This is a genomic window from Corallococcus sp. BB11-1 (assembly GCF_026626625.1).
Taxonomy (GTDB): Bacteria; Myxococcota; Myxococcia; order Myxococcales; family Myxococcaceae; genus Corallococcus; species Corallococcus soli.
The window spans coordinates 321,140-346,701 of sequence record NZ_JAPNJY010000031.1 but is presented as its reverse complement, the minus strand read 5'-3'; the positions used below and the strand labels follow the sequence as shown (position 1 = coordinate 346,701).

The window sequence follows — 25,562 nt, the reverse complement described above, 5'->3', positions numbered from 1 at the left end:
TGAAGTCAAGGCAGCGACCGCCGCTCCAAGAGAGAAGGTGTGGAATCGAGAATGATTGTCAGTCTCAAGATGCGTTGATACTGCTGCGGACATGAGCCACTCGCGAACCCGTCCTGATGCGCCCTCCCGTTGGGGAGTGAGGGCCCTGGCGTTCACCGCGGCGCTGTGCGTGTCGTGCAGCGACAGCAAGCCGAAGCCGGTGGAGCCTCCCCTGCCTCCGGGCGAAACGGACGTGCGCGCGGAGCTGCTGAGCGCGACGGGCGCGTGCATCCTGGGCACGGCGCGCGACTTCCTGCCGAAGGCCACGGCGTTGCAGGCGGCGACGGCGGCGCTGCGGGACGCGCCGGACGCGGCGGCGGTGACGGCGGCGCGCGCGGCGTTCCATGAGGCGATGGACGTGTGGCAGGTGATGGAGGCGATGCAGGTGGGGCCGGCGGCGATGCGCAGCAGCCTGGGCGGCGCGGAGATCCGCGACAACATCTATTCGTTCCCGCTGACCAACCGGTGCTCCGTGGAGGAGCAGCTCGTGTCGAAGGGCTACGAGTCGCCCGGCTTCTCCTCCAGCCTGGTGACGCGGCGCGGGTTCGTGGCGCTGGAGTACCTGCTGTTCCACGAGGGCGCGGACACGGCGTGCGGTCCCAATTCGGCCATCGTGGCGCAGGGGACGTGGGCGGCGCTGACGGCGGAGGACCGGGCGGCGCGCAAGCGGGCGTACGCGGCGGTGGTGGCGGCGGACGTGGGCACGCGCGCGCAGGCGCTGGTGGACGCGTGGGCGCCGGAGGGCGGCAACTTCCAGAAGACGCTCGCCACGGCGGGTCCGGGCAACGCGGTGTTCCCGTCCACGCAGGTGGCGCTCAATTCGCTGAGCGACGCCATCTACTACGTGGAGCGCGAGGTGAAGGACCAGAAGCTGGCCCGGCCGCTGGGGCTGCGCGACTGCTCGTCGGCCACGTGCCCGGAGCTGTTGGAGTCGCAGTTCGCGGGCCGCTCGAAGCAGAACCTCGTCCAGAACCTGAAGGGCTTCCGGCGCATCGTGGAGGGCTGCGGCGCGGACTACTCGGGGCCGGGCTTCGACGACGTGCTGGTGGCGGCGGGCGCGGAGGCCGTGGCCACGCGGATGCACGAGCAGATGGTGGAGGCGGAGGCGGCCCTGGCCGCGGTGGAGGAGGCGGACCTGCGGCAGGCGCTGGTGGATGACAAGGCGTCCGTGCAGCGGCTCTATGACGACTTCAAGGGCATCACGGACGTGCTGAAGACGGACTTCATCACCACGCTGGACCTGGAGCCGCCCGCGGGCCTCGAGGGGGACAATGACTGAGTCCGCTGGAGGCGGGGACGTGACGTCCTCGCGTCCATGGGCCCGGCTCTGGGCGCGGCTGCTGGCGCCCCGGGACATCGCCGCGCTGGCGGCGTTCCGGGTGGCGCTGGGGCTGCTCATCGCCGTCTCCGCGGCGCGCTTCCTGGCGTACGGCTGGGTGGGCGTCCTCTTCGCGCAGCCGGAGTTCCGCTTCACCTATTGGGGCTTCGGCTGGATTCCGCCGCTGCCCGCCTGGGGGATGCCCGCGCTCTTCTTGGCGCTGGGCGTGCTGGGCGTGCTGCTGATGGTGGGGTTGTTCTACCGGGTGACGGTGGTGTTGCTGTTCGCGGTGTTCGCCTACGTGCAGCTGTTGGACGTGACGAACTACCTCAATCACTACTACCTGGTGAGCCTGCTGCTGGCGCTGATGTGTTTCATCCCGGCGCACCGGGCCTTCTCCGTGGACGCGTGGCGCAGGCCCTCGCTGAGACGGGACTGGCTGCCGGCGTGGTGCACGGACCTGCTGCGCTTCCAGGTGGCCGTCGTCTACGTGTTCGCGGGGCTGGCGAAGCTCACCTCCGACTGGTTGGTGCACGCGCAGCCGCTCAACATCTGGCTGGCCGCGCGCACGGGGATGCCGTGGGTGGGGCCGCTGCTGGAGCAACGCTGGGTGGCGTACGCGGCGGCGTGGGGCGGGATGCTGTTCGACAGCACCATCGTGCTGTTCCTCTTGTGGCGTCGCACGCGCCCGTTCGCGTACGTCGTCGTGCTGGGCTTCCACGCGGTGACGTTCGCGCTGTTCCCCATCGGGATGTTCCCCTTCATCATGGTGACGGGGGCGCTGGTGTTCTTCGACCCGTCGTGGCCAAGGGCGCTCCTGGCCCGGCTGCGGAGGCTCCCGTGGGAGGGCGTCGCTCCTCCCCCCGAGGCCCGCGTCACGGGCGTGCCCGGCTGGAAGGGGCGGGTGGCGCTGGGCGTGGCCGTCGTCTACGCGCTGCTCCAGGTGCTGCTGCCGCTGCGCACGCATGCCTATGGGGGCAACGTGCTCTGGCACGAGCAGGGGATGCGCTTCTCCTGGCGCGTGATGACGCGGGAGAAGAACGGCAGCGCGACGTTCATCGTGCGCGACCGCATCACCGGCCGGGAGTGGCATGTGCCGCCCAGCCAGTACCTCACGCGGTTGCAGGAGCGGGAGATGTCGGTGCAGCCGGACCTCATCCTGCAACTGGCCCACCGCATCGCGCGGGACTACGAGGCGAAGACGCAGCACCCCGTGGAGGTGCGCGCCGACGTGCGGGTGTCCCTGAACGGCCGGCTGTCGGAGCCGTTCGTGGATCCCACGGTGGACCTGTCGCGCGAAGGGGACGGCCTGGGGCCCAAGCCGTGGATCCTCCCCGCGCCCCAGACGCCGCCGGTGCACCTGCGCCCCACGCGCGGCGCGCGGGCCCGTGCTCCAAGCCCCTGACGTCAGCCCTTGAAGACGTGCTCCCGGTGCCACTTCAGGTAGCTGGGGTGGGGGCGCCATTCGGGGCGCTCGGGCAGGCGCAGCTTCCGGTGGGGTTGGACGAGCCGGCCCAGTTCCTCGGGCACTCCGCTCGTCGCCAGGAGCACGCGGTGCTCGTCGTCGATGGAGACGAGGCCCCGGTCGAACATCCAGTGGACCGTGCCCGTCAGTGCAAGGCCATTGCGGACGGAGTCCGGGCCGCGTGCCGCGACGGGCTGGATGTGGGCCGCCTGGACCTCCGGTCTTCCTCCGCCATTGATGAGCTTCAGTCCGGAGATGGCGCAGGTCCGGTTGTAGGCACGGCGCACGTTGTGGCGGAAGGCTTCGTCACGGAAGGGGCGGGAGACGACCAGTTGTTCCAGCGGCCGCTCCGGGTAGACGGGGAGGGGCTCCGCGACACCAGCGAGGGGCGTGAGCTCCCACGGCTCGTAGTTCCTGCGGAAGCCCAACTGGACGATGAGCTCGAACTCCTTGTCGTCCAGCGGGCGGACCGCGCGGCCGAAGGCGCCCTTGTTGGTGCTGCCATCCGCCTTGCGCAGCGCACCCTCGTAGTAGAAGTCCCCCTCCCTGAACGGCACGGGATGGTCGAACTCGAGGAAGTCCTCGATGAGCGCGTAGTAGTGGCCGGGGCGGGTCCTGTCCTCCTCCACCTGCCGGACCTTCGCGACAGCGAAGTACGCCTGACGTCCGCCCGAGCTCGCGGGCCCGTTGATCCGGCGGGGCTCGTAGTAGAGGACCAGCTCGCCGACAGCGGCCTCCACCTGTCGCAGGTAGGTCTGCGGGAAGTGATAACGGACCTCCGGCTGGTCGTCGTACGCCGAACCCTCCGAGGTGGTGAAGACGGCCTTCGTCATGCGCTCCCTGCCCGTGTCCCGGGAGCGCCAGGTTAGGGCTCATGGCGGGGGGTGTACATGCGCCAGGTCCCCCCAAAGGCGCGGGGTTGCTCCCTCGCCGGGCACGTCCCAGTAAAATTCCGCACATAGCTGAAATAACTGTTTAACCTTGTATCCCGGTCGCGGCCTCCGCATGAATGGTGACTCCCCCGTGGTGAGGAGTTCGTCATGCGTTCACCTGGTCTGCTCCGCTGGTTGTCATTGCCGTTGGTGTCGTTGTTCGCGTCCTGTGGCCCCGCAGCGCCTGAGGTTCCGGCCGAGGCGCCGGTGGCGGTGCAGGAGGCGGCGCTCACGGAGCTGCTCTCCAATGGCGGCTTCAACGCCGGGACGACGGCGCCGTGGTGGAACAACGCGAGCACGCAGTCGCGCGTGGAGAACAACCAGTGGCGCGTGGACGTGGCGGCGAACACGGCCAACGCGTGGGACGCCATCGTGGGCCAGAGCGGCCTGTCGCTGGTGGCCGGGCGGGCCTACACGCTGTCCTTCACCGCCACGGCGACGGCGGGCATCACCGCGCGGGTGACGGTGCAGCAGGACACCGCGCCCTACGCGACGACGCTCAGCCAGCCCCTCACGCTGGACGGCACGTCGCGCAGGTTCACCATCCCGTTCACGTCCTCGCTGTCCACGGGCGTGGGGCAGGTGACGTTCCAGTTGGGCGGGCGCGCCAATGCCGTCACCGTGCGGCTGGACGATGTGTCGCTCACCACCGAGAGCGGCTCCCCTGGCTCCGGCCCGGTGGCGATGACCAGCGGCTTCTACGTGGACCCCAACTCCAACCCGGCCATCTGGGTGCGCGCCAACGGCGGTGACGGTCGCGCGTCGCGCATCAACGCCTCCATCGCCAGCAAGCCCATGGCGCGCTGGTTCGGCAACTGGAGCGGGGACATCACCCAGGCGGTGTCCAGCTTCGTGGGCGCGGCGGACGCGGCGGACAAGCTGCCGGTGCTGGTGGCCTACAACATCCCGGGCCGCGACTGCGGCAGCCACTCCGGCGGCGGCGCGGGCAGCGCGGACGCGTACCGCGCGTGGATCTCCGCCTTCGCGGCGGGGCTCGGCAACCGGCCCGCGGTCGTCATCATCGAACCGGACGCCGTCGCGCAGCTCGACTGCCTCCCCAACGACTCCGAGCGCCAGACGCGGCTGGGCCTGCTGCGCTACGCCTCCGAGCAGTTCCGCGACCGCGCGCCCAACACCTGGGCGTACCTGGATGGCGGCAACGCGCGGTGGATTGCCGCCGACACGATGGCGCAGCGCCTGGAGTCCGCGGGCGCGCGCAACGTGCGCGGCTTCTCCCTCAACGTCTCCAACTTCTACGCCGCCAGCGAATCCGCCACCTATGGCAACGCGGTCAACGCCGCGCTCTCCAGCCGCTATGGCTATTCGCGCCAGTTCGTCGTGGACACCAGCCGCAATGGCAATGGCTCCAACGGGGAGTGGTGCAACCCCGCGGGCCGCAAGCTGGGCACGCCCTCGCAGACGGGCGGCGGCGCGGAGATGCTGCTCTGGGTGAAGGTGCCGGGGGACTCGGATGGCAACTGCGGCATCGCCCCGGGCACGCCCGCCGGTCAGTTCAGCCCGGACCTGGCGACGCGGCTCATCGACGGCACCTGAGCCACCGTTCCCTCTGACGTCAAGCGGGCCCGGGCGCGGGCCCGGGGGAGGGCTTCTGGAGACGGAAGTCCTAGCTGGACTCGGCGATGCTGGCGCGCCGGCTGGCGCCACCGTTGCCGTCGCCGAGCGCGGCGGTGTGCTCCAGATTCTTCCGGGCCAGCTTCTCCAGGTGGTCGGGCGCCTTCGTGGCGCGGCCCTTCTCCATCTGCACCGTGATGATGCCGCCGCTGCCGTGCCGGGACTGGGCCTCGGAGACGATCTTCTTCATGTCCGACGCGTGCACCCAGTAGTCGCCGTTGACGGAGTCGCGCACGTGGTAGCGGTCGTCCTCCTGGCTGAGCCTCGACTTGCCCCGATCCACGGCGTCGATGGTGATCCAGTGCAGCTGCCCCGGCTCCTGGGTTCGATCCTTCGGCTTCAGCTTGGTGTTGAGCAGGGCGTTGGAGTCCACCAGCGCCACGGCGTACTGGCCCTTGTTGAGCGCGTTGCTCAGCGCCTTCGGATTGCACTTGTCGGAGCCGCTGGTGACCTCGATGCCCATGGAGCCCAGGATGGCGCCCAGCTCGTCCGGCGTCGCGCCGTCGTCCAGGTTCAACTCCAGGCCCATCTCCTGCACGGCAGAGGGGGAGCCCGCGAGCGTGTCCGCCTTGTTGCGCACCTTCTCGCGCGCCTCCTGCTGGGTCAGGCCGGCGGTGTGCTCACCATCCGACTGCTCCAGGAAGGTGAGGGTGGCCTCCGCGCAGCCGTTGGTGCTGGTCTGCATGACGGTGGACTCGTTGGTCTTCCAGCCCATCTCCTCCTGGGCCGCCTTCGCATTGTTGGTGGGCGGCGGGTCGGTGACGTCCGCCGGGTCGGTGACGGTCACCGGCTCCGGGGTCGTCAGCACCGGCAGCCCCGGCTTCTTGGTGGCCGAGTCCTGGAACGAGTCCAGATAGCGGCCATCGTTGGGGTTGGTGGGCCTGACGTCGGGCGTGCCGGTGGTCGGCTTCACGGGCTCGGCGACAGGGGCCTGCGCCTGTGCCTGCGCCTGCCGCACCCGCTCCATGACTGAGTCGAGTTTGGCGCCAATGCTGGTGAGCCCGGCCATGGAAGGTCTCCTGTCCCGTCAGTGTCCTGCCCGCATTATCCAGGCACGACTCCCAAGGTTGCTTCGGATTTCCAGGATCTGGAGAGAACGCGCGATTTCCGACGCAACCGGGCGGGCAACCGGGCAGAGAAACAAGGAATCCTGGAACGAGGGGTACACTGGACCCATGGCGAACCGGCACGACAGCGACGATGGGGCCTCGGCGCCCGCCTCCGCACCGCGCGTTTCAACGTCGCGAGAATCCTACGGTACAGGTCGGGGTGGGCCGTCTGGAACCGGGCGTCAGGGGCCGGAGGCCTCCGTGTCCTCTTCGGGGGCCGGCGGCGAGTCGCAGCGGCTGGCGTCGCGGCAGGTGGGGCGCTTCCTGCCTTTGAAGGTGCTGGGGCAGGGCGGCATGGGGGTGGTGTACGCGGCCTATGATCCTGACCTGGATCGCAAGGTGGCGCTGAAGCTGCTGCGGGTGAAGGGCGGCCACGAGCAGCTGGAGCAGGGGCGGGCGCGGCTGCTGCGGGAGGCGCAGGCCATGGCGCGCATCTCCCACCCCAACGTCATCCCCGTCTTCGAGGTGGGGCAGTGGGACCGCCAGGTCTACGTGGCGATGGCGCTGGTGGACGGCGGCACGCTGCGCGACTGGGCGAAGGCGAAGCCCCGGACGTGGCAGGAGCTGCTGGACAAGTACCTGGCGGCGGGCCGGGGCCTGGAGGCCGCGCACACCGCGGGGCTGGTGCACCGCGACTTCAAGCCGGCCAACGTGCTGGTGGGCAAGGACGGGCGCGTCTACGTCACCGACTTCGGCCTCGCGCGGCCCATGGGGGAGGTGGCCGACGACGAGGACGCCGACGAGCAGACGCGGCCGGTGGCTGAAGAAGGGTCGCCCCTGCTGAACTCGCAGCTCACGCAGGCGGGGCTGGTGATGGGCACGCCCGCCTATATGTCGCCGGAGCAGTTCCGGGGCGAGCTGCTGGACTCGCGCTCCGACCAGTTCAGCTTCTGCGCGGCGCTGTACCGCGCGCTGTACGGCATCCGCCCGTTCGACCCGGACGAGCTGTCCCGGGTGGCCTCGCAGCTTCGGCCGCGCGGGGGCCCCTCCGACGAGCCCGGGGTGACGGAGGTGGCGGTGGCGCAGGTGCTGCCGCCGTCGCCCATCCAGGAGCCGCCGCGCGACACGAAGGTGCCCGTCTGGGTGCGCCGCGCGTTGATGAAGGGGCTGTCGCTGGAGCCCAGGGACCGCTTCCGCTCCATGGCGGCGTTGCTGGAGGCGCTGGCCCAGCGGGAGAAGCGGGCCCTGCGCAACCGGAGGCTGGGCGCCGCGGCAGTGGCCACGGTGGTGCTGGGCGTGGCGGGCGGCGTGGTGGCGTCGCGCTCGCGGGTGTGCGCCGGCGCGGAGGCGCTGGTGGCCGAGCGCTGGGACGCGGGGGCCCGCGAGAAGGTGAACCAAGCGTTCCTTTCGACGAAGAGCCCGGTGGCGCAGGACATGGCGCGCAGGGTGGGCGCGGTGCTGGACGGCTACGGTGCGGAGTGGGCGAAGCAGCACACCACCGCCTGCGAGGACACGCGGGTGCGCGAGGTGCAGACGGAGGGGCTCCTGTCCCAGCGCTTCGTGTGCCTGGAGCGGCGGCGCAAGGACCTGGGCGCGCTCGTCGGCACGTTGCAGACGGCGGACGCGGCGCTCGTGGACAAGGCGCTGGACGCCGTCCACGCGCTGCCCGCGCCCGGGGACTGCGCGGACGTGGAGGCGCTGACGGAGCTGCAGCCCCGGCCGGCGGATCCCGCGAAGCGCGCGGAGCTGGACGCGCTGGAGGACCAGCTGGCGGAGGTGAAGGCGCGCATCGACACCAGCCGCATGCCCAAGGCGCTGGAGCTGGCGAAGAAGGCGGAGGCGCGCGTGGTGGCCACGGGCTACCTGCCGCTGGTGGCGGAGCTGCGCTTCCACCTGGGCTGGGCGCAGGCGGTGCTGGGGGACAAGGACGCGGGCGGCGCGGCGCTGGAGCAGGCCGTCTACGACGCGGAGGCCGGACGGGTGGACCGCCTGGCGGTGTCCGCGATGAACAAGCTCATCTTCGTGGACGGGGAGCGGGAGAAGTATGAGCTCGCCCAGCGCTGGGGCCGGTTGGGGGACGCCACGCTCAAGCGCGTGGGCGGCGACGCGGTGCTGGCCAGCGACCTCAAGGTGAACGAGGCCAACCTCGCGCTGATGCAGGACCGCCCGGAGGCGGCGCGGGCCCTGCTGGAGGAGGCGTCCGGGCTGCTCGCGAAGGCGCTGCCGGAAGGGCACCCCAAGCGGGCGCGGGTGGCGTTCACGCTGGGGCGCACGCTGCTGGAGACGGGCGCGTCCGCGGAGGCGGTGAGGGTGCTGGCGGACGCGCTCCAGCAGACGGAGAAGGCGATGGGGCCCGTGCACATGGACACCGCGCGCCGGCACCAGGCCATGTCCATGGCGCTGCGCGAGCAGAAGGACTTCACGAAGGCGCTGGAGCACGCGCGCGTGTCGGTCTCCCTCCACCGCACGCTGCTGGGGCCCCAGAGCGTGAAGCTGGCGGAGGCGCTGGACGAGGAGGGCATGAGCCTGCTCGCGCTCCAGCGCTACCCGGAGGCGCTGAAGGGCTACGAGGAGTCGCTGGCGGTGAAGCGGGCCAGGCTGGAGGCGGACGACGAGCTGCTCCAGTACTCGCTGGACGGCGTGGGGCAGGCCCTGCTGGGCATGGGCCGCACGCGCGACGCCATCGCGCCGCTCCAGCAGGCGCTGACGTTCAAGGACGCGCAGGAGGACTCGCTGGCCGAGTCCGGCTACGCGCTGGCGCAGGCGCTGTGGAAGGAAGGCGAGGCGTCAGCGGCCCGCGACGCGGCGGCGCAGGCGCAGGCGCGCTTCACGTCGTCCGGCCGCGCGGCCCAGGCGAAGGACGTGGAGGCCTGGCTCCAGGCCCGGCCCGCGCCGATCGCGAAGGCGAAGGCCGTGCCGGTGCGCGGCAAGCGCAGGCGGTAGGGCGCCTCAGCACTCCGGCAGGCCGACGCTGAGGTTCGCGACCTCCAGGACGTTCACCGCGAGGCCTCCGCGCGAGGTCTCCTTGTACTTGTCCTTCATGTCGCGGCCGGTGTCGCGCATCGTCTTGATGACCTTGTCCAGGCTGACGAAGTGCCGCCCGTCGCCGGACAGGGCCATGCGCATGGCGTTGATGGCCTTCACGGACGCCATCGCGTTGCGTTCGATGCACGGCACCTGCACCAGCCCGCCAATGGGGTCGCAGGTGAGGCCCAGGTTGTGCTCCATGGCGATCTCCGCCGCGTTCTCCACCTGGAGCGGCGTGCCGCCCAGCACCTCCGTGAGCGCGCCCGCCGCCATGGAGCACGCGCTGCCCACCTCGCCCTGGCAGCCCACCTCCGCGCCGCTGATGGAGGCGTTCTCCTTGTAGAGCGCGCCAATGGCGCCGGCCGTGAGCAGGAACCTCACCACGCCGTCCGCGTTCGCTCCGGGCACGAAGCGCCAGTAGTAGTGCAGCACCGCGGGGATGATGCCCGCCGCGCCGTTGGTGGGCGCGGTGACGACGCGCCCGCCCGCCGCGTTCTCCTCGTTCACCGCCAGCGCGTAGAGGTTCACCCAGTCCAGCACCGTCAGCGGGTTGGTGAGCCCCGCCTCCGGCCGGCTCATCAGCCGCTGGTACATCGCCGCCGCGCGCCGCTCCACCTTCAGGCCGCCGGGGAGGATGCCGCCCGTGGTGCAGCCGCGCGTCACGCACGCCTGCATCACCTCCCAGATGTGCAGCAGCCGCGCGCGGATGTCCTCCTCGCTCCGCCACGCCAGCTCGTTGCGCAGCATCACCGTGCTGATGGGCTGCCGCTCGCGCTCACAGTGCTTGAGCAGCTCCTCCGCGGACTTGAAGGGCAGGGGCAGCCGGGTGGCCTCCTCGCGCAGCGGGTCCTGTCCCGCCGCCGCCTGCTCGTCCACCACGAAGCCGCCGCCCACCGAATAGTAGAGGCGGGAGGTCATCACCTCGCCGCCCTCGCCGAACGCGGTGAAGCGCATGCCGTTGGGGTGGTAGGGCAGCACCTTGCGCTTGTGCATCACCAGGTGCTCGCCGTCGCGGAAGGGCACCACCAGCCGCTGGAGCAGCGACACGCGGCCCTCCGCGCGCCAGTGCGCGACGAGCGACGGCACCAGCTCCACGTCCACGTCCTCGGGCGTGTCGCCCCTCAGGCCCAGCAGCACCGCCTTGTCGCTGCCGTGCCCCTTGCCCGTCGCCCCCAGCGAACCGAACAGCTCCACCTTGAGCCGCGTCACGCGCTCCAGGAGCCCTGCGTCCGAGAGGCCCACCACGAACGTGCGGGCCGCGCGCATGGGCCCCACCGTGTGGGAGCTGGAGGGACCGATACCAATCTTGAAGAGGTCGAAGACGCTGACGGACATGGCGGGCGCCACCATGCCATGTCCGCCGCGCGCCGCCCGGGTCCACCCCGTCGCGACGCGCTGCGTGCATCCACTTCAGGTCAGCTCGGCCGCTGGGGAAGTTGCCATCCCAAGCATGACGCGGGCCGACCAGTCCTCCGCCTGGAGGATTCCAGCGGGGCGGCGAACCGTGGCTATTCCAGCGGCGCCGGGAACGCGGGCAGCGCGGTGAAGTGCGCGAGCACGTGCTGCTGGATGACGCGGGCGCCGGTGTCCTTCGCCAGCGCCTCCACGCGGCGCATGGATTCGAGCGTCTGTTCGCGGTCGCTGTTGTAGGTGGGCACCAGGCTGCGCTCGCGCGACGCGCCCAGGGGCCACAGGTCGCCCGTCAGCAGGACGGCGCCGGACTTCGCCGTCTTCAGCAGCAGCACGGTGTGGCCGGGCGTGTGGCCGGGGGCCTGGTGGATGCTCACCGAGCCGTCGCCGAACACGTCGTAGGGGGCGTCGCCTTCCATCAGCACGGGCTTCACGTGCTCCAGCGCGCTGTAGTGGGTGACTTCGCCGCGACGGTGGGCCGTCTCGGAGAACGCGGACGCGTATTCGTCCGCGTCCACGATCCACTTCGCGCTGGCGAACAGGTTGGCGTTGCCCGCGTGGTCGAAGTGCATGTGTGAGAACGACAGGTAGTCGATGTCCGCCGGTGCCAGCCCCAGCTCCGCGAGCTGGACGGTGAGCTTCCTGGGCATCTCGAAGCGCATGGGGGCGCCCTGGGGGCGCAGGCCTCCGGGCATGTCCGCGATGGCTTCGGAGAACCCGGTGTCCCAGAGCAGGTCACCCTTCGGGTGGCGGATCAGGTAGCACGGGTTGATGCCCTCGCCTCCGACGCCGTTCATCGACCCGTCGTCCGCCATGGAGCCGTAGTCGGACGCCTGCACGCGGCCGCAGTCCATCGCGTAGAGCTTCACGGAGGCTGGCGCGTCGGCCACCCCCTTCGCGTCGCCGGTGGATGTCTTCGCTGTGGCGCAGGCGCTGAGCGCGAGACAGGCGGACAACAGGGGGAGGGCCTTCATGGTGTCGCTCCGGCGAAGAACACGGGGTGGAATCAGCGCGCCGCCAACGCATGACGGCGGCATTCAATCCCGAGATTCGCACTCCGCGTCGCGGACGCGTGCTACCCGGCGGCGGGCTGCGGCCCGGTGGCGGGCTGCGGCGGCGCGGACTGCGTCTTCGGCCGGAACGCCAGCAGCCGCAGGCCGTTGAAGACGACGAGCAGCGTGCTGCCCTCGTGCAGCACCACGGCCTGGCTGATCTTCGTCAGGCCCAGCACGGCGGCGACGACGAGCACCGCGCTCACGCCCAGCGCGATGACCAGGTTCTGCTTCATCACGGCGGTGGCCTTGCGCGACAGCTCCAGGGCGAAGGGCAGCTTGGCCAGGTCGTCGCTCATCAGCACCACGTCCGCGGTCTCCAGCGCCGCGTCGGAGCCGGCGCCGCCCATGGCCACGCCCACCGCCGCCGCCGCCAGCGCGGGCGCGTCGTTGACGCCGTCACCCACCATGGCCACCGCGTGCGTGCGGCCCAGCTCCTTCACCGCCGTGACCTTGTCCGCGGGCATCAGCGGCGCCTTCGCCTCGTCCAGGCCCACCTGGTCCGCGATGGACTGCGCCACGCGCGCGTTGTCGCCGGACAGCATCACGGTGCGCTGGATGCCGCCGGCCTTGAGCGCCTGCACCACCTGCCGGGCGCCGCCGCGCAGCGTGTCCGCCACGCCCAGCACGCCCAGGTAGCGGCCCGCGCGGCGCACCACCATCGTCGTCTGGCCCGCCTCCTCCAGCCGCGCCACCTCCGCGGCGACATCCGGGGGGACCGGCTGGCCCGCGAAGAGCGCCAGGCTGCCCACGTCCACCGCGTCGTCGCCCACCCTGGCGCGGATGCCCTGGCCGTGGATGGCCTCCAGGTCGCGGCCCACCGGTACGCTGACGCGCGCCTCGGCCGCGCCGTCCACCACCGCCTTGGCCAGCGGGTGCGCGGACAGCGCCTCCACGCTCGCGGCGGTGCCGAGCAACTCCTCGCGCGTCACGCCCGGCGCGGGCCAGGTGGTGAGCAGCCGGGGCTTGCCCACGGTGAGCGTGCCCGTCTTGTCGAAGGCGATGGCGCTGATGCCGCTCAACAGCTCCAGGTAGATGCCGCCCTTGATGAGCACGCCGCCGCGCGCCGCGGACGCCACCGCCGACAGCACCGCGGACGGCGTGGAGATGGCGAGCGCGCACGGGGACGCGGCCACGAGCAGCCCCACCGCGCGCAGCACCGCTTCCTTCAGCTCCGTGCCCGTCAGCACCAGCACCACCGGGAACACCACCGCCGCCGCCATCACCAGCGGCGCCACGGTGCGCTCCAGGCGCTGGGCGAAGCGCTGCCGGCGGCCCTTCTGCGCCTCCGCCTGCGCCACCATGTCCACCACGCGCGCCAGCACCGACTCCGACGACAGGCGCGTCACCTCCACCTCCAGCGCCGCCTCGCAGTTGATGGTGCCGGAGAACACCTCGTCCCCCGGCTTGCGCGCCACCGGCATGGACTCGCCGGTGATGGCCGCCTGGTCCAGGGAGCTCCTGCCCTCGCGGATGATGCCGTCCAGCGGGACGCGGTCGCCCGGGCGCACGATGATGCGCTCGCCGCGCGACACGTCCGCCACCGGCACCTCCACCACGTCCGAACCCCGGCGCACGCGCGCCACCTCCGGGCGCAGCTGGCCCAGCGCTTCAATGGACCTGCGCGCCTTCTCCATGGCCCGGTGCTCCAGCGCGTGGCCCGCGCTGAAGAGGAAGAGCAGGAACGCGCCCTCGAACCACGCGCCGAGCACCGCCGCGCCCAGCGCGGCCACGACCATCATCGTCTCGATGTCGATGCGCAGCTGCGCGATGGACTGCACCGAGCCCTTGATGGCGAAGAAGCCACCGCTCGCCATCGACAGGGCCCAGAGCACCGTGGCCACCAGGGGCGGGGCCAGCGCGAAGTGCTCCACCACGAAGCCCGCCGCCAGTAGCACGCCGGAGGCGACCACCAGCGGCAGCTCCAGCAGCGGCGCCAGCCCACCGCCGTGCGCGTGGTGCGAACAGGCGTGGCCCGCCATGGGCACCTCCAGCCCATACCCGAGCGCCTTCACCCGGGCCTCCACGTCCGACAGCTTCAACGCCTCCTTGTCGTACTCGATGACCACGCGCTCGCTCGCGTAAGCGACGCTGGCGGTGAGCACGCCCTGTATCCTGGACACCGCGTGTTCGATGCGCTGGGCCGCGTCCGCGGAGTCCATCCCGCGCACGAACCAGGTGTGGTGCAGGTAGCGCGCCGCCACCTGACCGCCCATCTTCCGCGCCAGCGTGACGAGCTGCGAGGCGCTCACCAGCGACGGCTGGTAGTGGATGCACACCTCCGCGTGGCCCGCGTCGCGGCGCAGGTGCACGTCGGTGATGCCCCGCTGGGACTCCAGCGCCGCTTCCAGCCGGGCGAAGCGGCCCTGCTCGTCCGTCTCCCCCGGCAGCGTGCCCTCCAGGTCGAGCTGGAGCGCCGTGCCGCCCCCTTCCGCCGGGCGGTGCGCCGGCGGACGGATGACGCGCTGGGAGTGGGCATGGCCGTGGTGGTCATGCCCGTGGTGATCATGCCCGTGGCCATGGGAGCAGGAGGGGCCATGCTCGTGGGCCTCGCCGTGCGCATGCGCGTGCCCGTGGTCATGACCGGGGTGGTCATGGCCGGAGCCGTGGTCGTGGTCGCACCCCGGGCCGTGGACGTGGCGCTGCACGGCGTTGCCGCCCTGCGCCACCTTGAGGCCCTTGATGTTCAACGAACCGAACCGCGACCCGCTCTTCTTCTGCTCCGACATGGCTGTGTTCCTGACGCCCTTAGTGGCGGTGACCGCGGCGTGAATGCGAGGGGGCGGCGGCCGGCGGTGCCGCCGGAGCCACCTTGGGGGCCTCGTCCTCGTCGTGGTGCTCTTCGTCCCCGTGGTCCTCGGGGATGGGCTGGTCGAAGCGCTGCCCCGCGACCTCCAGCGTGAAGCTCTTGCAGTCCGGAGGCACGTCGAACTCCAGCACCGCGGGCAGGCGGCCCTCGTACGTCTTCAGCACCTGGCCCCGCGCGTCGTAGACGGTGCCCCCGGCGGCGACGGTCATGGTCTCGTCCACCAGCACGGCGACCAGCTCCGCCATCTCCTCCATGCGGTCCGCGATGCGGTGGCACCAGAGGTGGCCCACGCCCGGATAGGTGGTGTGGGAGATCTCCTCCATCTGCTCCTCGTCCACCTTGTCGCCCACGCCCATGAACACGAAGTTGATGCGGGGCAGGCGGCCGGAGGCGATCTCCTTGGCCACCTGGGTGGCGTAGGCCGTCACGTCATGCGCGTCGTTGATCTGCGAGTCCGTGATGATGACCGCGAGGCCGCGCTTGGCGCCTTCGGACACGCTCTGCTTGATGTGCGCCACGAAGTCGCGCAGCACCGGCAGCATCACCGTGGCCTTGCCGTAGGAGCGCGGGCCGGGGAAGCGGTAGCCCTTGGCCTGGGGGCCGGTGAGGTCGCCCACCATCTCCAGCTGGGTGCCGTCGCCCGCGGCCCAGTACGTCACGCGCACCTTGCCGTCCCGGTCCTTGTTGGCCAGGTACTCCAGCATCCACTGCATCTGCGGCTCGACCTGGTTCTTCACCGGGGCCAGCTTCGCGAGGATGCCGCGGGGGCCGTACGCGTTCTCCATGCTGGCGGAGCCGTCCATGTAGAGGGCCACGTCCAGGCCCTCCACCGTCGGGTCGTGCAGCAGCGTGGCGACGACCTTGTTGCCCATCCGGTGGACGTCGGAGAAGGGGCGGTTGATGACTTCGTGGCCGGCCATCAGTGGTGGTCCTCGTCTTCGTCCTCGTGGTGCTCTTCGTCGGGCAGCGGCTGGGTGTAGCGCTTGCCGTGGACCTCCAGCGTGAAGCTCTTGGCGCCCTCGGGCACGTCGAACTCCAGCACCGCGGGCAGGCGGCCTTCGTACGTCTTCAGGACCTTGCCCTTGTCGTCGTAGATGGTGCCGCCGGCGGCGACCGTCATGGTCTCGTCCACCAGCACCGCGACCAGCTCCGCGACCTGGGTGATCTCCTTCGCGATGCGGTGGCACCACAGGTGGCCCACGCCCGCATGCTCCTGGTGGGCGATGTGCTCCAGCTGCTCCTCGTCGATGTCGTCGCCCACGCCCACCAGCACGAAGTTGATGCGCGGCAGCCTGCCGGTGGCGATCTTCTTCGCGACCTCCGCGGAGAACCTCTCCACCGCCTCCGCGTCGTGGAGGCGGCCGTCGGTGACGACGATGGCGCAGCCGCGCTTCGCCCCCACCTTCACCTGCTCCTCCAGGTACTTCACGTAGTCGCGCAGCGCGGGCTCCAGGTACGTGTAGCCGCCCAGCTGCTTTGCGCCGGGGAACTTGTACTGGTTGACGTCGGTGCCCTTGAGCTCACCGACGACCTCCACCTGACGGCCGTTGGTGCCGCTGGCCCAGTAGGCCACGCGGAGCAGGCCGTTGCGGTCCTTGGTGGCCAGGTACTCCAGCATCCACCGCACCTGGGGCTCCACCTGGTTGGCGGGCTCCTTCAGGGGCGCGCCGCGGATCCACTCCAGGAAGGTGCGCGGCTTCGTCTCGTACTTGTACTCCTCCTTCATGCTGCCGGACGCGTCCATGTAGATGGCCATGTCCAGGCCCTCCACCGTGGGGTCGTGCAGCAGCACCGCGCGCACGCGGTCTCCTTCGCGGTGGAGGTCCGAAAACGGCTCGATCGGCTTCTCGTGTCCCATGGTCTGCCTTTCTGGAGGGTGAAAACGCTAGCGCTCCGAGTGCGAGCGTCGCAACGGGCGGGGGTCAGTCCTCGAAGTCGTTCATCCAGTCCGGCTTCTTGCCGGGCGGAGCGGGCGACTTCGGTTGCTTCGGAGGCTGCTTGTTCGCCGGACGTGCGGGCGGACTCGCGGCGAAGTCCGCCTGCCACGCGGCGGGGGACGACGGCGGCTTCGCGGGCGCGGGGCGCGGCGCGGGCGCCGGCCGCATGGGCGTGAGGCGGGGCGTCGCGGCGCCCTTGCGCGCGTGGGCATCCAGGAAGTCGTTCATCCAGTCACTGGAGCGCGTGGGCGGGGTGGGCAGGCGCGGCGGGATGGACGCGGGCTGGAACGGCGCGCGCGGCGGCAGGCGGGGCGTCGCGGCACCCGGGGACAGCGTGCCCGCGTGCACATGGGCGCGCAGCGCGCGCTCCGTCTCCGTGGGCCAGCCGGGCAGCAGTCCCAGGACGCTGCGCGACAGCTCCAGGAACTCGAACAGGGGCGCTTCGCGGGGGACGCGCACCTCCTCGGCCTGGAACCAGCCGGCGAGCCTTCCCACCAGCCCGCCCTTCGTGGGGCGCGGGATGGCGATGTCGCCCTTCACCTCGAAGCCCTTCACCTCCAGCTCCGCGACGGCCTGCGCGCGGCTGGCGACGGGCAGGTCCAGCGCGGCGATGGCCTGGGGGCCCTTGTTCGCCTTCGCGTCCTCCTGCAACTGGGCCAGCACGGCGTGCAGCACGCTGGCGACCTGCGGGCCGTTGGCGACGTTGTGCGTCTGGAGTTCGGCGGGCACCGCTGGGTAGGCGAGGACGAGGCCCTTGCCCTGGGCCAGTTGCTCCGCGCGGTCGCCCGGAAGGAGCGCATGCCAGGCGCTGGGCGTTTCGCGGCGCTCCGCGTCCTTCACGTAGCGGAAGGCATCCTGGGCGCCGTGCACGAAGCCCGCGAGCACGTCGCCCCGGCTCACGGTGAGCTGTCCGGGCACGCGCGTCACCGCGTCTCCGGGCCAGGGGCCCGTCAGGGTGCCGTAGAGGTAGACGGGGTCGTTGAAGCCCTCCGCGTCCGCCGGGTGCTCCACCAGCTCGGTGGAGAAGAAGAACAGCTCCGTCGCGGCCAGCCGGCGCGGGGGGCGTCCCGCGGCGACCTCGTGGTGCGCGAGCTGCGCCTGCACGGATGCGGGCAGCCGCGCGCGGTCACTGCCGGGGATGAGCTGGAGCTGGCCCACGACGTCGGTGCAGACGAACCACTCCGCCTCGCCCAGGTACGCGGGCTCCAGGCGGAACGCATCCATGACGTGGACGACCTCGGCGGCATCGCACGGCACGGGCTCGGCGGGGCTCGCGGCGTGGGGAACGAAGTAGCGGGGAGTGCTCACGGAGGCCGCGACAGGCTGGCGCATGCCGCTGGGGCAATCAAGGGGTGGGGCGGCACCCGCGGCTCAGGCCGGCTCGATGAAGTTGAGCCGATAGCCGTCCGGGTCAGTGATGATGATCTCCCGCGTGTACCAGGGCTGCACGTGCGGCCCTTCCACGGGGGCGCCCAGCGCGGTCGCCTTCTGGGCCACGGCGTCCACGCCCGCCCCGCCCGCCCGGAAGCCCACGAGCACGCCCGTGCCCTTCTTCCCCTCCAGCTTCAGGCCCGCGGGCGGACTGACGAGGTAGACATCCGACTCGCCGCCCCACTGGAGGCGGATGATGGGGGGAACCGACGCGATGCGTTCGAAGCCGAGACCTTCATAGAAGCGCACGGAGGCCGGGGCGTCCGTCACCAGCAGCTTCACGAACAACCGCGTCGTGTGGGGCTTGTCGTCCATATGGGCGCGGCAGTCTGCCCCGGGCGCTGGAGGGATGCCATGCGCGGTTTGCCTCCCAAACCCTGCGTGCAGGGGGCAGATCGTCCCGGCCTGCCTCCCGTCCTTCCCCGCCCTTGGGGGGCCTCCACAGGGTGGAGGCCGTCTTGCTGTCATTTGCTGCTTCTGACGCCGCTCCTGGGAACGGTGCCCTCCATCACGCGGCCGGTGACGGACGAAACGGCAAACCTGGGCGCGCAGGAATTGGAGCGGCGGAGCAGGGTCCTCCGGCGGGGGCGATGGCAGCGATTCCTGGTCGGCCCTGCTCCCGGGCCCGGCTGCCCGCCTGCTTCCCGGGCCCCAGGTCGCGCGGCCACCGTCCTGCACCCGACAGGAAGGCCTCCTCCTTCGGCGCGCCATCGCCCGCCTGGAGGGCACTCCCTACCTTGGGAGCATGAAGGCTTCGCGCAGAGGGCTGCCCGTCTACGTGCCACCCCGGACGGTGTGGTCGGTGGGGGCGCAGGTGGTGCTGCTGGTGCTGCTGGGCACGGCGATGCAGCGCCTGGGGCCCGTGCTGACGCTGCTGGCGGTGGCGCTGCTGCTGGGGCTCGCGGCGGAGCCCGTCGTGCGGCGGATGCAGTCGTGGGGCGTGCGCCGGGGGTTCGGCGTGGCGCTCATCGCGCTGACCCTGCTGGGCGTCACCGGCCTGCTCATCCTCACGCTGGTGCCGCTCCTCGTCGAGCAACTGGAGAACCTGGTGCACGCGGCGCCGGGCTTCCTGGCGGAGCTGACGAAGGCTCCGTGGGTGCAGCGGCTGGATGAACACTTCGGCGTGCTGTCGCGCCCGCAGGACACGTTCAACATGGAGCCTGGCGTGCTGGCCCGGCCGCTCATCACCGTGCTGTCCTCCACGGTGGAGCTGATGGGCGCGGGCATCACCGTGCTGGCGCTCGCGGTGTTCGGGCTGCTGTTCGGCCAGGACCTCTACGCGAGCATCCTGGGCTGGGTGCGCCCCCGTCAGCGCGGCCGCGTGCGCCGGGTGGTGGGGCGGATGCGCGTGGCGGTGGGCAACTACCTCGTGGGCACGCTGCTCATCGTGAGCGTGGGTGGGGCCTTCACGGCGCTGATGGCGCTGGCGCTGGGGGTGCCGTACTTCCTGCCGCTGGGGCTGGTGGCGATGGTGCTGGGGCTCATCCCGTACATCGGCAGCTTCATCACCGCGCTGCTGGTGAGCGTCACCACGCTGGCGTCGGTGGGGTCGCGGCGCGCGCTCATCGCGCTGGCGCTGTTCATGGTCTACCAGCAGTTCGAGGCCCACCTGCTCAGCCCGCTGGTGCAGCGGCGCGCCATCAAGATGAACCCGCTGCTCATCTCGCTGGTGGCCCTGGTGGGCGGCTCCGTGGCGGGGCTGCTGGGCGTCATCCTCGCGGTGCCGGCGGCGGCGGCGGGGCAGGTGCTGCTCACCGAGGTGCAGCGGGAGCGCCGCAAGTCGTGGAAGCGGGAGCGGCGGCTCGCGGCGGCGGCCCGGGGGCCGGCGGTGCCGGGGAACGCGGACGAGGCACTGTTGGCGGGTCCTCTCGCCCCCGAGGGCAGGAGCGACGCGCGGCGTGCGCCCCCGCCCGACTCCGGGCATCCTGGGGCGCCGCACTGAGCCGTTCCTCCTGAACCGGGCCCGTCATGACCTCCGATGAGAGCGTTTCGTCGTCCTTCAAGCGCGCGGCGGCGGAGCGCGCCGTGGACTTCATCCAGTCCGGCATGGTGGTGGGCCTGGGCACGGGCAGCACGGCCGCGTTCGCGGTGCGGCGCCTGGGCGCGTTGCTGGCGGCGGGGACGCTGAAGGACGTGGTGGGCGTGCCGACCTCGCGCGCGACCGAGGCGCTGGCCGCGTCGCTGGGCGTGCCGCTCACGACCCTGGACACGCACCCGGTGGTGGACCTCACCATCGACGGCGCGGACGAGGTGGCCCCGGACCTGTCCCTCATCAAGGGCGGTGGCGGGGCGCTGCTGCGCGAGAAGGTGGTGGCCCAGGCCAGCCGGCGGGAGATCATCGTGGTGGACGCGCCCAAGCTGTCCCCCAGGCTGGGCACGAAGTGGCCGGTGCCGGTGGAGGTGCTTGCCTTCGGGTGGCGCTCGCAGTCGCTGTTCCTGGAGTCCCTGGGCGCGCGCGTGACGGTGCGCCTGGCGCTGGATGGCGCGCCGTTCCACACGGACCAGGGCAACGTGGTGCTGGACTGTGACTTCGGTCCCATCCACGACGCGGCGGCGCTGGCGTCGCGGCTGGAGTCCCGCGCCGGGGTGATGGCGCACGGCCTGTTCCTGAACCTGACCACCGACCTGGTGGTGGCCGGCCCCGAAGGCATCACCCACCGCGTCCGGGGCGCGTGACGTCAGGTGAGGCGTGAGAGGTCCCGCGCGGTGTCCACGTCCTCCTCCCCGCCCGCGAGCGCCACCTCCACCACGCGTGACGGGTCGCGGGCGATGAGCCCGCGCGCGCCCTCCGCGGGCGGAAGCGCCGCCAGCTCGTCGAAGACGGCCCGCGAGAAGAGGGCGGGCACGCCCCGGGTGCCCGCGTAGGCGGAGGCGACGATGGGGGCGCGCGTGCGCTCGAACGTGGCGACGAGCGCGCGCAGGTGGGCCGCCTCCACGCGGAGCTGGTCGCAGAGCATCACCAGCATGCCGTCCACGTCCGGGGGCAGGGCGCGCAGGCCGGCTTGCAGGGACGAGCCCTGGCCCCGTGCCCAGTCCGGGTTGTCCACGCACCGCACGCGGAGGCCCTCCAGCTCCGCCGCGACCGCCTCGCGCCGGGCGCCGAGCACGACGACCACCGGGCCCGCGCCCAGGGCCGCCTGGGCCGCGCGCCGCACCAGCGGGACGCCCTCATGGAGGAGGAGCTGCTTGGGCTGGCCCAGGCGCGAAGAGGCCCCGGCCGCGAGCAGCACGACGGCCACGGTCATGTCCCGCTCCGCGCGGACGACACCGCACGCAGGGCCGTCACGCGGACCTGCGCTCCGGCGCGGGGGCATCCGCGTGGATGGGCGCCTGTCGCTCGCGCAGCCGTCCCCCGCCCCGCCCCGCGAGCACCGTCTGCAGCTCCGCGAGGATGGAGAGGGCGATCTCATCCGCCCCTTCCGCGCCCAGGTCCAACCCCATGGGCGCGTGCAGCTTCTCCAGCAGCGCGGCGGTGGGCGGCTGCGGCAGCTCCCGCAGGATGCGCTCGGTCCGCGCACGCGGCCCCAGCACGCCCAGGTAGCGCACCGGCAGCGGCACCAGCCGCGCGAGCAGCTCCCGGTCCTGCGGCAGGCTGTGCGTCATCACCAGCACCAGGCTGCGCGCGGACAGCGGCACCTTCTCCAGCACCTCGGTGGCCCTGGATGCGATGAACGCCTGGGCCTGCGGGAACCTCCGGCGCAGCAGCTCCACGGGCCGGTCCGCCACCACCGTGAGGTGCCAGCCCAGCCCCTGCGCCCGGGACACCACGGGCGCCACGTCGAAGCCGCCGCCGAACACCACCACCGGCGGGGCCGGCTCCACCACCTCCACCAGCACCTCCGCGCCGCCGCACGCGCCACTCCAGGGCAGGCCGCGCACCAGCGCTTCGGTCGCCGCGGCGTGCACCGGCCCGTGCAGTCCGCCGGAGAGGTTCCCCGCCTCCACGCCGTCCTCGCGCAGCATCAGCCGCGAGCCCACGGCCGCCTCGGGCCCGCGGAACACGGTGGCCACGACCGCGCGCAGCGACCGCCCGCGCGCGTCGGCCGCGAAGGTGAGCGCGTCCCCGGGGCCGGGCTCCCAGCGCTCCAGCAGGATGTCCACCACGCCATTGCACCCGAGCGCGAACGACAGGCCGCCCTCGTCCTCGGCGTTGTCCCCGGTGGTGTCGTAGCGCAGCACCCGCGGCCCGCCCGACGTCCAGAAGAAGGCCTTGCGCACCAGGTCCCCTTCCAGGCACCCCCCGCTCACGCCTCCGGCCAGCCAGCCGTCCTCGCCCATCAACATGCGCGCGCCGGGGCGCCGGTACGACGAGCCGGACACCGCCACCACCGTCGCCAGGACCACCGGCCCCGAGGCGCGCTCCCGCACCCGCAGGATGTCGTCGAGTTCTCTCATCGCCGGCCCATCTAAGCACCCCACCCATCACCCGTGCGCCGCCCCGTGCCAAGCCGATGTCGCCTCGCGCACGCAGGGCAGGCGTCCAGCCGACCGCCCGCTCTCGGAATGACGCTGGCGGACAAGCCCTTCCGCCATGAACTTGAGGGGAGGACTCGTGGATGGAGGCTCGGTGGAATCATCAGTGCCACGGCGTGACGCCCGACATCACAACCCCCTCGCGCCCGATGGTGGGGCGCGGCCCCTCGCTCGGTTCCCGGGGTGGGGGAGGTCCTCATGAAGATGCCCGAACTGCTGGAGCACCTGCCGGCCGTGGGGCACCTGCTCGGCCGCAAGCCGGGCGGACGCGAGGACATCATGCCCCGACGTGACCCCAGCATCACCCTGCCGGACTTCCACGCCGTGCCGCTGCCCGCAAGTGAGCGCCGGCTGGGCGACGGACGCACCCTCATCGTGCACCACCCGTCGCCGCGCGCGCCCCGGGGGCCCGGCCTCACGGTGATGAGCTACAACATCCTCATGGGCGGCGAGCGCCAGGAGGCGCTGCTGGAGTACTTCACCCAGCTCGAGGCCCAGGACCGCATGCCGGACGTCATCGGCCTGCAGGAGGCGGGCGTGCCCATGTCGGTGCTGCTCGCGTCACGCTTCGGCTTCCACCTCGTGTACCAGGGCAGCGACGGCGACGACGGGACGCGGCTGGTGAACGGCAAGGCCTACCTGAGCCGCCACCCCATCGTGGACGCCGCGCACTTCACCTACGTCCTCACCGACGCTGAACGCCAGGCGGCCATCGCCCGCCAGGGACAGGCCGGGGAGCTGGTGGAGGACCGGGGCGTGCTGTGGATGAAGGCGGAGGTGGAGGGACGCCCGGTCTACTTCTACAACGTGCACCACGCGCTCGGGGACCCGGGCGTCAACGCGCACAACCTGCACCAGCTCAACGCGCTCGTGCGCCAGCGCGAGGGCGTCGCCGCCGTGGTGCTGGGCGACTTCAACGCCAACACCGCCATCAAGCGCGGCGGCTCGTGGCTGATGGCGCACCTGCACCCGCAGCAGGACAACGACACGGACACCATCGAGGAGTACCGCCTGCGCTACGGCGACCTCCACCACGTGACGGTGGGCGACCGGGGCGTGGGCAACATCGCCGACCCGCGTCTGCGCCACGAGCTGCATGTCCTGGAGCAGGAGCTGCCGGAGACGGTGTGCCACGCGACGACGGTGCGGGTGCGGCTGGCGGACCACTCCCTGACGACGCCCCAGCTCGCGCGCGCGGAGCTGGGCGCGGGCCAGGTCCCCAAGGGCAGCCCCGCGTGGTTGCGCCTGCAGGACGTCGCGGACTGCGCCACGCTCACGTCGCTGCCGGACAGCCACGGTGTCGTCCACGCCACGGGCAAGCGCTTCGACAACTTCTACGCGACGCGCTCGCTGGCCCCCGTCCTCTTCGAGGTGGACCGCTCCACCGAGTCCTCCGACCACCAGCCGGTGGTGGCGCACTACCGCTTCACCGGCGCGGCGCCCGCGAAGCCGCCGCCCCGTTCGAGCTGACGTCGGGGAGGCGGGCAGGCCGTGAACGCGCTCCGCCGGAGGGACCCGGCGGGGCGCGTCTGGATGATTCAGGCCGAACAGGCTGTAGTGGCAATCCGGATGCCCGTCCTACGACACGCCTTCCTGCTCAACGCCGTCCGGGAGCTTGGCCGCTCGGTGCCGGCCATCATCCGGACCCGCGCCTCCTGGGAGGCGTGCCTGGGGCACATCCGCGAAGCGTGCACGGCGTCGCTGGGCATGGAGTTCGAGACGCTCACCCGCTTCGATGCCCGCTCCGTCGTCGGCCTCTTCACCCACCCGGAGCAGGCGCGCATCCTCGCCCGGCTGGTGGATGAGCGGGCCCGCCTGTGCGAGGCCCACGGCCGCTACGCGGAGGCGCTCGCGGACAGCGTCTACGCGGGCGAATTGCTGACGTGCTCGCGCGCCCGCTTCGGCCTGCCCCGCGACGCCCGCGCCGCGGACGTCCTGGAGCGCGAGGCGGGGACCCCCTCGCCGCTGGACTGACGGCCCGGGGCCCTGGCGTCAGCCGGCCTTCACCCGGAGGACGACCTTGCCCATGGCCGCGCGCGACTCCAGCTCGCGCAGCGCCTTGGCGCCCTCCTCCAGCGGGAAGACGCTGCCCACCAGGGGCTGGAGGATGCCGCGCTCGGCGAGCGCCTCCAGGTCCCTGGCGATGCTGGCCGTCAACCCGGGCTCGTGCATCAGGAAGGCGCCCCACGCCACGCCCACCACGGACACGTTGCGCAGCAAGAGCCGGTTCACCGCCACCGACGGAATCTGTCCTCCCGCGAAGCCCACCACCAGCAGCCGTCCCTCGGGCGCGAGCGCCTTGAGGCTCTTGTCGAAGACGTCCCCGCCCACCACGTCCAGCACCACGTCCGCGCCCTGGCCGTCCGTGGCCTCGCGCACGCCCGCGGGCCAGTCGCCCACGAGCAGCGTGACGTCCGCGCCCGCGCGCTTCGCCACCTCCGCCTTGCGCGCGTCGCCCACCACCGCCAGCACGCGCGCCCCGGCGCCCTTCGCCACCTGCACCGCCGCCGTGCCCACGCCGCCCGCCGCGCCGTGCACCACCACCGTCTCCCCGGCCTTGAGCTGACCGCGCCGGTGCAGCGCGAAGTGCGCCGTGTGGTAGTTCATCACCACGCCCGCGGCCTGCTCGAAGCTCCAGGCGGCGGGGATGGGGAACGCCAGCTCCGGCGCCACCGCGCAGACCTCCGCGAAGCCGCCCAGGGTGAAGGAGAAGCCCATCACCCGGTCGCCGGCCTTCACGCGCGCGCCGGAGGGGGCCTGCCGCACCACGCCCGCCACCTCCACGCCCGGCACGAAGGGCAGCTCCGGCTTCAGCTGGTACTTGCCCTGGGACAGCAGCAGATCCGGGAAGCTCACCCCGGCCGCCACCACGTCGATGAGCACCGCGTCCCCGGCCTCCGGCTCCGGCACGTCCACCACCACCAGTCCGTCCGGCCCCGTGAGCTTCTGCACCTGTAGCGCGCGCATGTGTCGCCTCCCGAAGCGCGG

20 protein-coding genes are annotated in these 25,562 nt (G+C 72.1%); 8 read left to right on the top strand and 12 right to left on the bottom strand.

Features of this window, described 5'->3' with window-relative positions; all coding sequences use genetic code 11:
- The first annotated feature begins 91 nt into the window (after positions 1–91).
- Both OV207_RS27490 and OV207_RS27485 read left to right on the top strand, forming a co-directional pair.
- Positions 92–1,318: an imelysin family protein gene (locus OV207_RS27490; protein WP_267558026.1), complete on the top strand. Its 1,227-nt coding sequence runs from the start codon at positions 92–94 to the stop codon at positions 1,316–1,318.
- Positions 1,311–2,762 carry an HTTM domain-containing protein gene (locus OV207_RS27485; RefSeq protein ID WP_420715266.1) on the top strand — a complete coding sequence of 484 codons (1,452 nt, stop codon included), beginning with the start codon at positions 1,311–1,313 and terminating at the stop codon, positions 2,760–2,762. Before OV207_RS27490 ends, OV207_RS27485 begins: the two co-directional genes overlap by 8 nt.
- A gap of 2 nt (positions 2,763–2,764) precedes the next feature.
- Here OV207_RS27485 and OV207_RS27480 read toward each other — a convergent pair whose 3' ends face one another.
- A complete protein-coding gene (locus OV207_RS27480) occupies positions 2,765–3,655 on the bottom strand; it encodes an HNH endonuclease (RefSeq protein WP_267558024.1) in 891 nt (296 codons plus the stop codon).
- 207 nt (positions 3,656–3,862) lie between these two features.
- On the opposite strand from OV207_RS27480, the gene OV207_RS27475 reads away from it, so the two are divergent.
- Positions 3,863–5,308, top strand: a complete 1,446-nt coding sequence (locus OV207_RS27475) for a glycoside hydrolase family 6 protein (RefSeq protein ID WP_267558023.1) — start codon at positions 3,863–3,865, stop codon at positions 5,306–5,308.
- Between the two features lie 70 nt (positions 5,309–5,378).
- On the opposite strand, the gene OV207_RS27470 is transcribed toward OV207_RS27475, so the two are convergent.
- The gene (locus OV207_RS27470) at positions 5,379–6,395 is read right to left on the bottom strand and encodes a hypothetical protein (protein WP_267558022.1); all 1,017 of its coding nucleotides are present in this window, start codon (positions 6,393–6,395) and stop codon (positions 5,379–5,381) included.
- A 166-nt stretch (positions 6,396–6,561) separates the two neighbouring features.
- On the opposite strand from OV207_RS27470, the gene OV207_RS27465 reads away from it, so the two are divergent.
- A complete protein-coding gene (locus OV207_RS27465; RefSeq protein ID WP_420715265.1) occupies positions 6,562–9,378 on the top strand; it encodes a protein kinase domain-containing protein in 2,817 nt (938 codons plus the stop codon).
- Positions 9,379–9,384: 6 nt separating this feature from the next.
- On the opposite strand, the gene OV207_RS27460 is transcribed toward OV207_RS27465, so the two are convergent.
- The 7 genes from OV207_RS27460 to OV207_RS27430 form a co-directional block, all read right to left on the bottom strand.
- Positions 9,385–10,797: an L-serine ammonia-lyase gene (locus OV207_RS27460; protein ID WP_267558020.1), complete on the bottom strand. Its 1,413-nt coding sequence runs from the start codon at positions 10,795–10,797 to the stop codon at positions 9,385–9,387.
- Positions 10,798–10,970: 173 nt separating this feature from the next.
- Positions 10,971–11,846, bottom strand: coding sequence for an N-acyl homoserine lactonase family protein (locus OV207_RS27455; RefSeq protein WP_267558019.1), 876 nt, complete (start codon positions 11,844–11,846; stop codon positions 10,971–10,973).
- A gap of 101 nt (positions 11,847–11,947) precedes the next feature.
- A complete protein-coding gene (locus OV207_RS27450; protein ID WP_267558018.1) occupies positions 11,948–14,653 on the bottom strand; it encodes a heavy metal translocating P-type ATPase in 2,706 nt (901 codons plus the stop codon).
- A gap of 19 nt (positions 14,654–14,672) precedes the next feature.
- Entirely contained in the window at positions 14,673–15,653 is a 981-nt protein-coding gene (locus OV207_RS27445) for a VWA domain-containing protein (RefSeq protein ID WP_267558017.1), read from the bottom strand.
- Positions 15,653–16,591 (bottom strand): vWA domain-containing protein, encoded by a 939-nt coding sequence (locus tag OV207_RS27440; protein WP_267558016.1) that lies wholly within the window; start codon positions 16,589–16,591, stop codon positions 15,653–15,655. Before OV207_RS27440 ends, OV207_RS27445 begins: the two co-directional genes overlap by 1 nt.
- Before the next feature lie 64 nt (positions 16,592–16,655).
- Positions 16,656–18,002: a hypothetical protein gene (locus tag OV207_RS27435; protein ID WP_267558015.1), complete on the bottom strand. Its 1,347-nt coding sequence runs from the start codon at positions 18,000–18,002 to the stop codon at positions 16,656–16,658.
- Between the two features lie 39 nt (positions 18,003–18,041).
- Positions 18,042–18,416 (bottom strand): VOC family protein, encoded by a 375-nt coding sequence (locus OV207_RS27430; protein WP_267558014.1) that lies wholly within the window; start codon positions 18,414–18,416, stop codon positions 18,042–18,044.
- Positions 18,417–18,846: 430 nt separating this feature from the next.
- Between OV207_RS27430 and OV207_RS27425 the strand changes: the two genes are divergently transcribed.
- Together OV207_RS27425 and rpiA are read left to right on the top strand one after the other, a co-directional pair.
- A complete protein-coding gene (locus OV207_RS27425) occupies positions 18,847–20,043 on the top strand; it encodes an AI-2E family transporter (RefSeq protein WP_267558013.1) in 1,197 nt (398 codons plus the stop codon).
- A 26-nt stretch (positions 20,044–20,069) separates the two neighbouring features.
- Complete coding sequence (gene rpiA / locus OV207_RS27420; RefSeq protein WP_193428831.1) at positions 20,070–20,777, top strand: ribose-5-phosphate isomerase RpiA; 708 nt, start codon at positions 20,070–20,072, stop codon at positions 20,775–20,777.
- Positions 20,778–20,779: 2 nt separating this feature from the next.
- On the opposite strand, the gene OV207_RS27415 is transcribed toward rpiA, so the two are convergent.
- Both OV207_RS27415 and OV207_RS27410 read right to left on the bottom strand, forming a co-directional pair.
- The gene (locus tag OV207_RS27415; protein ID WP_267558012.1) at positions 20,780–21,346 is read right to left on the bottom strand and encodes a nucleotidyltransferase family protein; all 567 of its coding nucleotides are present in this window, start codon (positions 21,344–21,346) and stop codon (positions 20,780–20,782) included.
- Positions 21,347–21,383: 37 nt separating this feature from the next.
- Positions 21,384–22,496, bottom strand: a complete 1,113-nt coding sequence (locus OV207_RS27410; RefSeq protein WP_267558011.1) for an XdhC family protein — start codon at positions 22,494–22,496, stop codon at positions 21,384–21,386.
- A 276-nt stretch (positions 22,497–22,772) separates the two neighbouring features.
- On the opposite strand from OV207_RS27410, the gene OV207_RS27405 reads away from it, so the two are divergent.
- Positions 22,773–24,044, top strand: coding sequence for an endonuclease/exonuclease/phosphatase family protein (locus OV207_RS27405; protein ID WP_267558010.1), 1,272 nt, complete (start codon positions 22,773–22,775; stop codon positions 24,042–24,044).
- Positions 24,045–24,143: 99 nt separating this feature from the next.
- Positions 24,144–24,548, top strand: coding sequence for a hypothetical protein (locus OV207_RS27400; protein ID WP_193428827.1), 405 nt, complete (start codon positions 24,144–24,146; stop codon positions 24,546–24,548).
- Positions 24,549–24,566: 18 nt separating this feature from the next.
- Here the strand turns inward: OV207_RS27400 and OV207_RS27395 are convergent, their stop codons facing one another.
- A complete protein-coding gene (locus OV207_RS27395; RefSeq protein WP_267558009.1) occupies positions 24,567–25,541 on the bottom strand; it encodes an NADPH:quinone oxidoreductase family protein in 975 nt (324 codons plus the stop codon).
- Between the last annotated feature and the right edge of the window lie 21 nt (positions 25,542–25,562).

What these genes read in the sequence shown, in the direction of transcription:
- OV207_RS27490 (WP_267558026.1), top strand. Translation starts at nt 92, where the DNA reads ATGAGCCACTCGCGAACCCGTCCTGATGCGCCCTCCCGTTGGGGAGTG.
- OV207_RS27485 (WP_420715266.1), top strand. Translation starts at nt 1,311, where the DNA reads ATGACTGAGTCCGCTGGAGGCGGGGACGTGACGTCCTCGCGTCCATGG.
- OV207_RS27480 (WP_267558024.1), bottom strand. Translation starts at nt 3,655, where the DNA reads ATGACGAAGGCCGTCTTCACCACCTCGGAGGGTTCGGCGTACGACGAC.
- OV207_RS27475 (WP_267558023.1), top strand. Translation starts at nt 3,863, where the DNA reads ATGCGTTCACCTGGTCTGCTCCGCTGGTTGTCATTGCCGTTGGTGTCG.
- OV207_RS27470 (WP_267558022.1), bottom strand. Translation starts at nt 6,395, where the DNA reads ATGGCCGGGCTCACCAGCATTGGCGCCAAACTCGACTCAGTCATGGAG.
- OV207_RS27465 (WP_420715265.1), top strand. Translation starts at nt 6,562, where the DNA reads ATGGCGAACCGGCACGACAGCGACGATGGGGCCTCGGCGCCCGCCTCC.
- OV207_RS27460 (WP_267558020.1), bottom strand. Translation starts at nt 10,797, where the DNA reads ATGTCCGTCAGCGTCTTCGACCTCTTCAAGATTGGTATCGGTCCCTCC.
- OV207_RS27455 (WP_267558019.1), bottom strand. Translation starts at nt 11,846, where the DNA reads ATGAAGGCCCTCCCCCTGTTGTCCGCCTGTCTCGCGCTCAGCGCCTGC.
- OV207_RS27450 (WP_267558018.1), bottom strand. Translation starts at nt 14,653, where the DNA reads ATGTCGGAGCAGAAGAAGAGCGGGTCGCGGTTCGGTTCGTTGAACATC.
- OV207_RS27445 (WP_267558017.1), bottom strand. Translation starts at nt 15,653, where the DNA reads ATGGCCGGCCACGAAGTCATCAACCGCCCCTTCTCCGACGTCCACCGG.
- OV207_RS27440 (WP_267558016.1), bottom strand. Translation starts at nt 16,591, where the DNA reads ATGGGACACGAGAAGCCGATCGAGCCGTTTTCGGACCTCCACCGCGAA.
- OV207_RS27435 (WP_267558015.1), bottom strand. Translation starts at nt 18,002, where the DNA reads ATGCGCCAGCCTGTCGCGGCCTCCGTGAGCACTCCCCGCTACTTCGTT.
- OV207_RS27430 (WP_267558014.1), bottom strand. Translation starts at nt 18,416, where the DNA reads ATGGACGACAAGCCCCACACGACGCGGTTGTTCGTGAAGCTGCTGGTG.
- OV207_RS27425 (WP_267558013.1), top strand. Translation starts at nt 18,847, where the DNA reads ATGAAGGCTTCGCGCAGAGGGCTGCCCGTCTACGTGCCACCCCGGACG.
- rpiA (WP_193428831.1), top strand. Translation starts at nt 20,070, where the DNA reads ATGACCTCCGATGAGAGCGTTTCGTCGTCCTTCAAGCGCGCGGCGGCG.
- OV207_RS27415 (WP_267558012.1), bottom strand. Translation starts at nt 21,346, where the DNA reads ATGACCGTGGCCGTCGTGCTGCTCGCGGCCGGGGCCTCTTCGCGCCTG.
- OV207_RS27410 (WP_267558011.1), bottom strand. Translation starts at nt 22,496, where the DNA reads ATGAGAGAACTCGACGACATCCTGCGGGTGCGGGAGCGCGCCTCGGGG.
- OV207_RS27405 (WP_267558010.1), top strand. Translation starts at nt 22,773, where the DNA reads ATGAAGATGCCCGAACTGCTGGAGCACCTGCCGGCCGTGGGGCACCTG.
- OV207_RS27400 (WP_193428827.1), top strand. Translation starts at nt 24,144, where the DNA reads ATGCCCGTCCTACGACACGCCTTCCTGCTCAACGCCGTCCGGGAGCTT.
- OV207_RS27395 (WP_267558009.1), bottom strand. Translation starts at nt 25,541, where the DNA reads ATGCGCGCGCTACAGGTGCAGAAGCTCACGGGGCCGGACGGACTGGTG.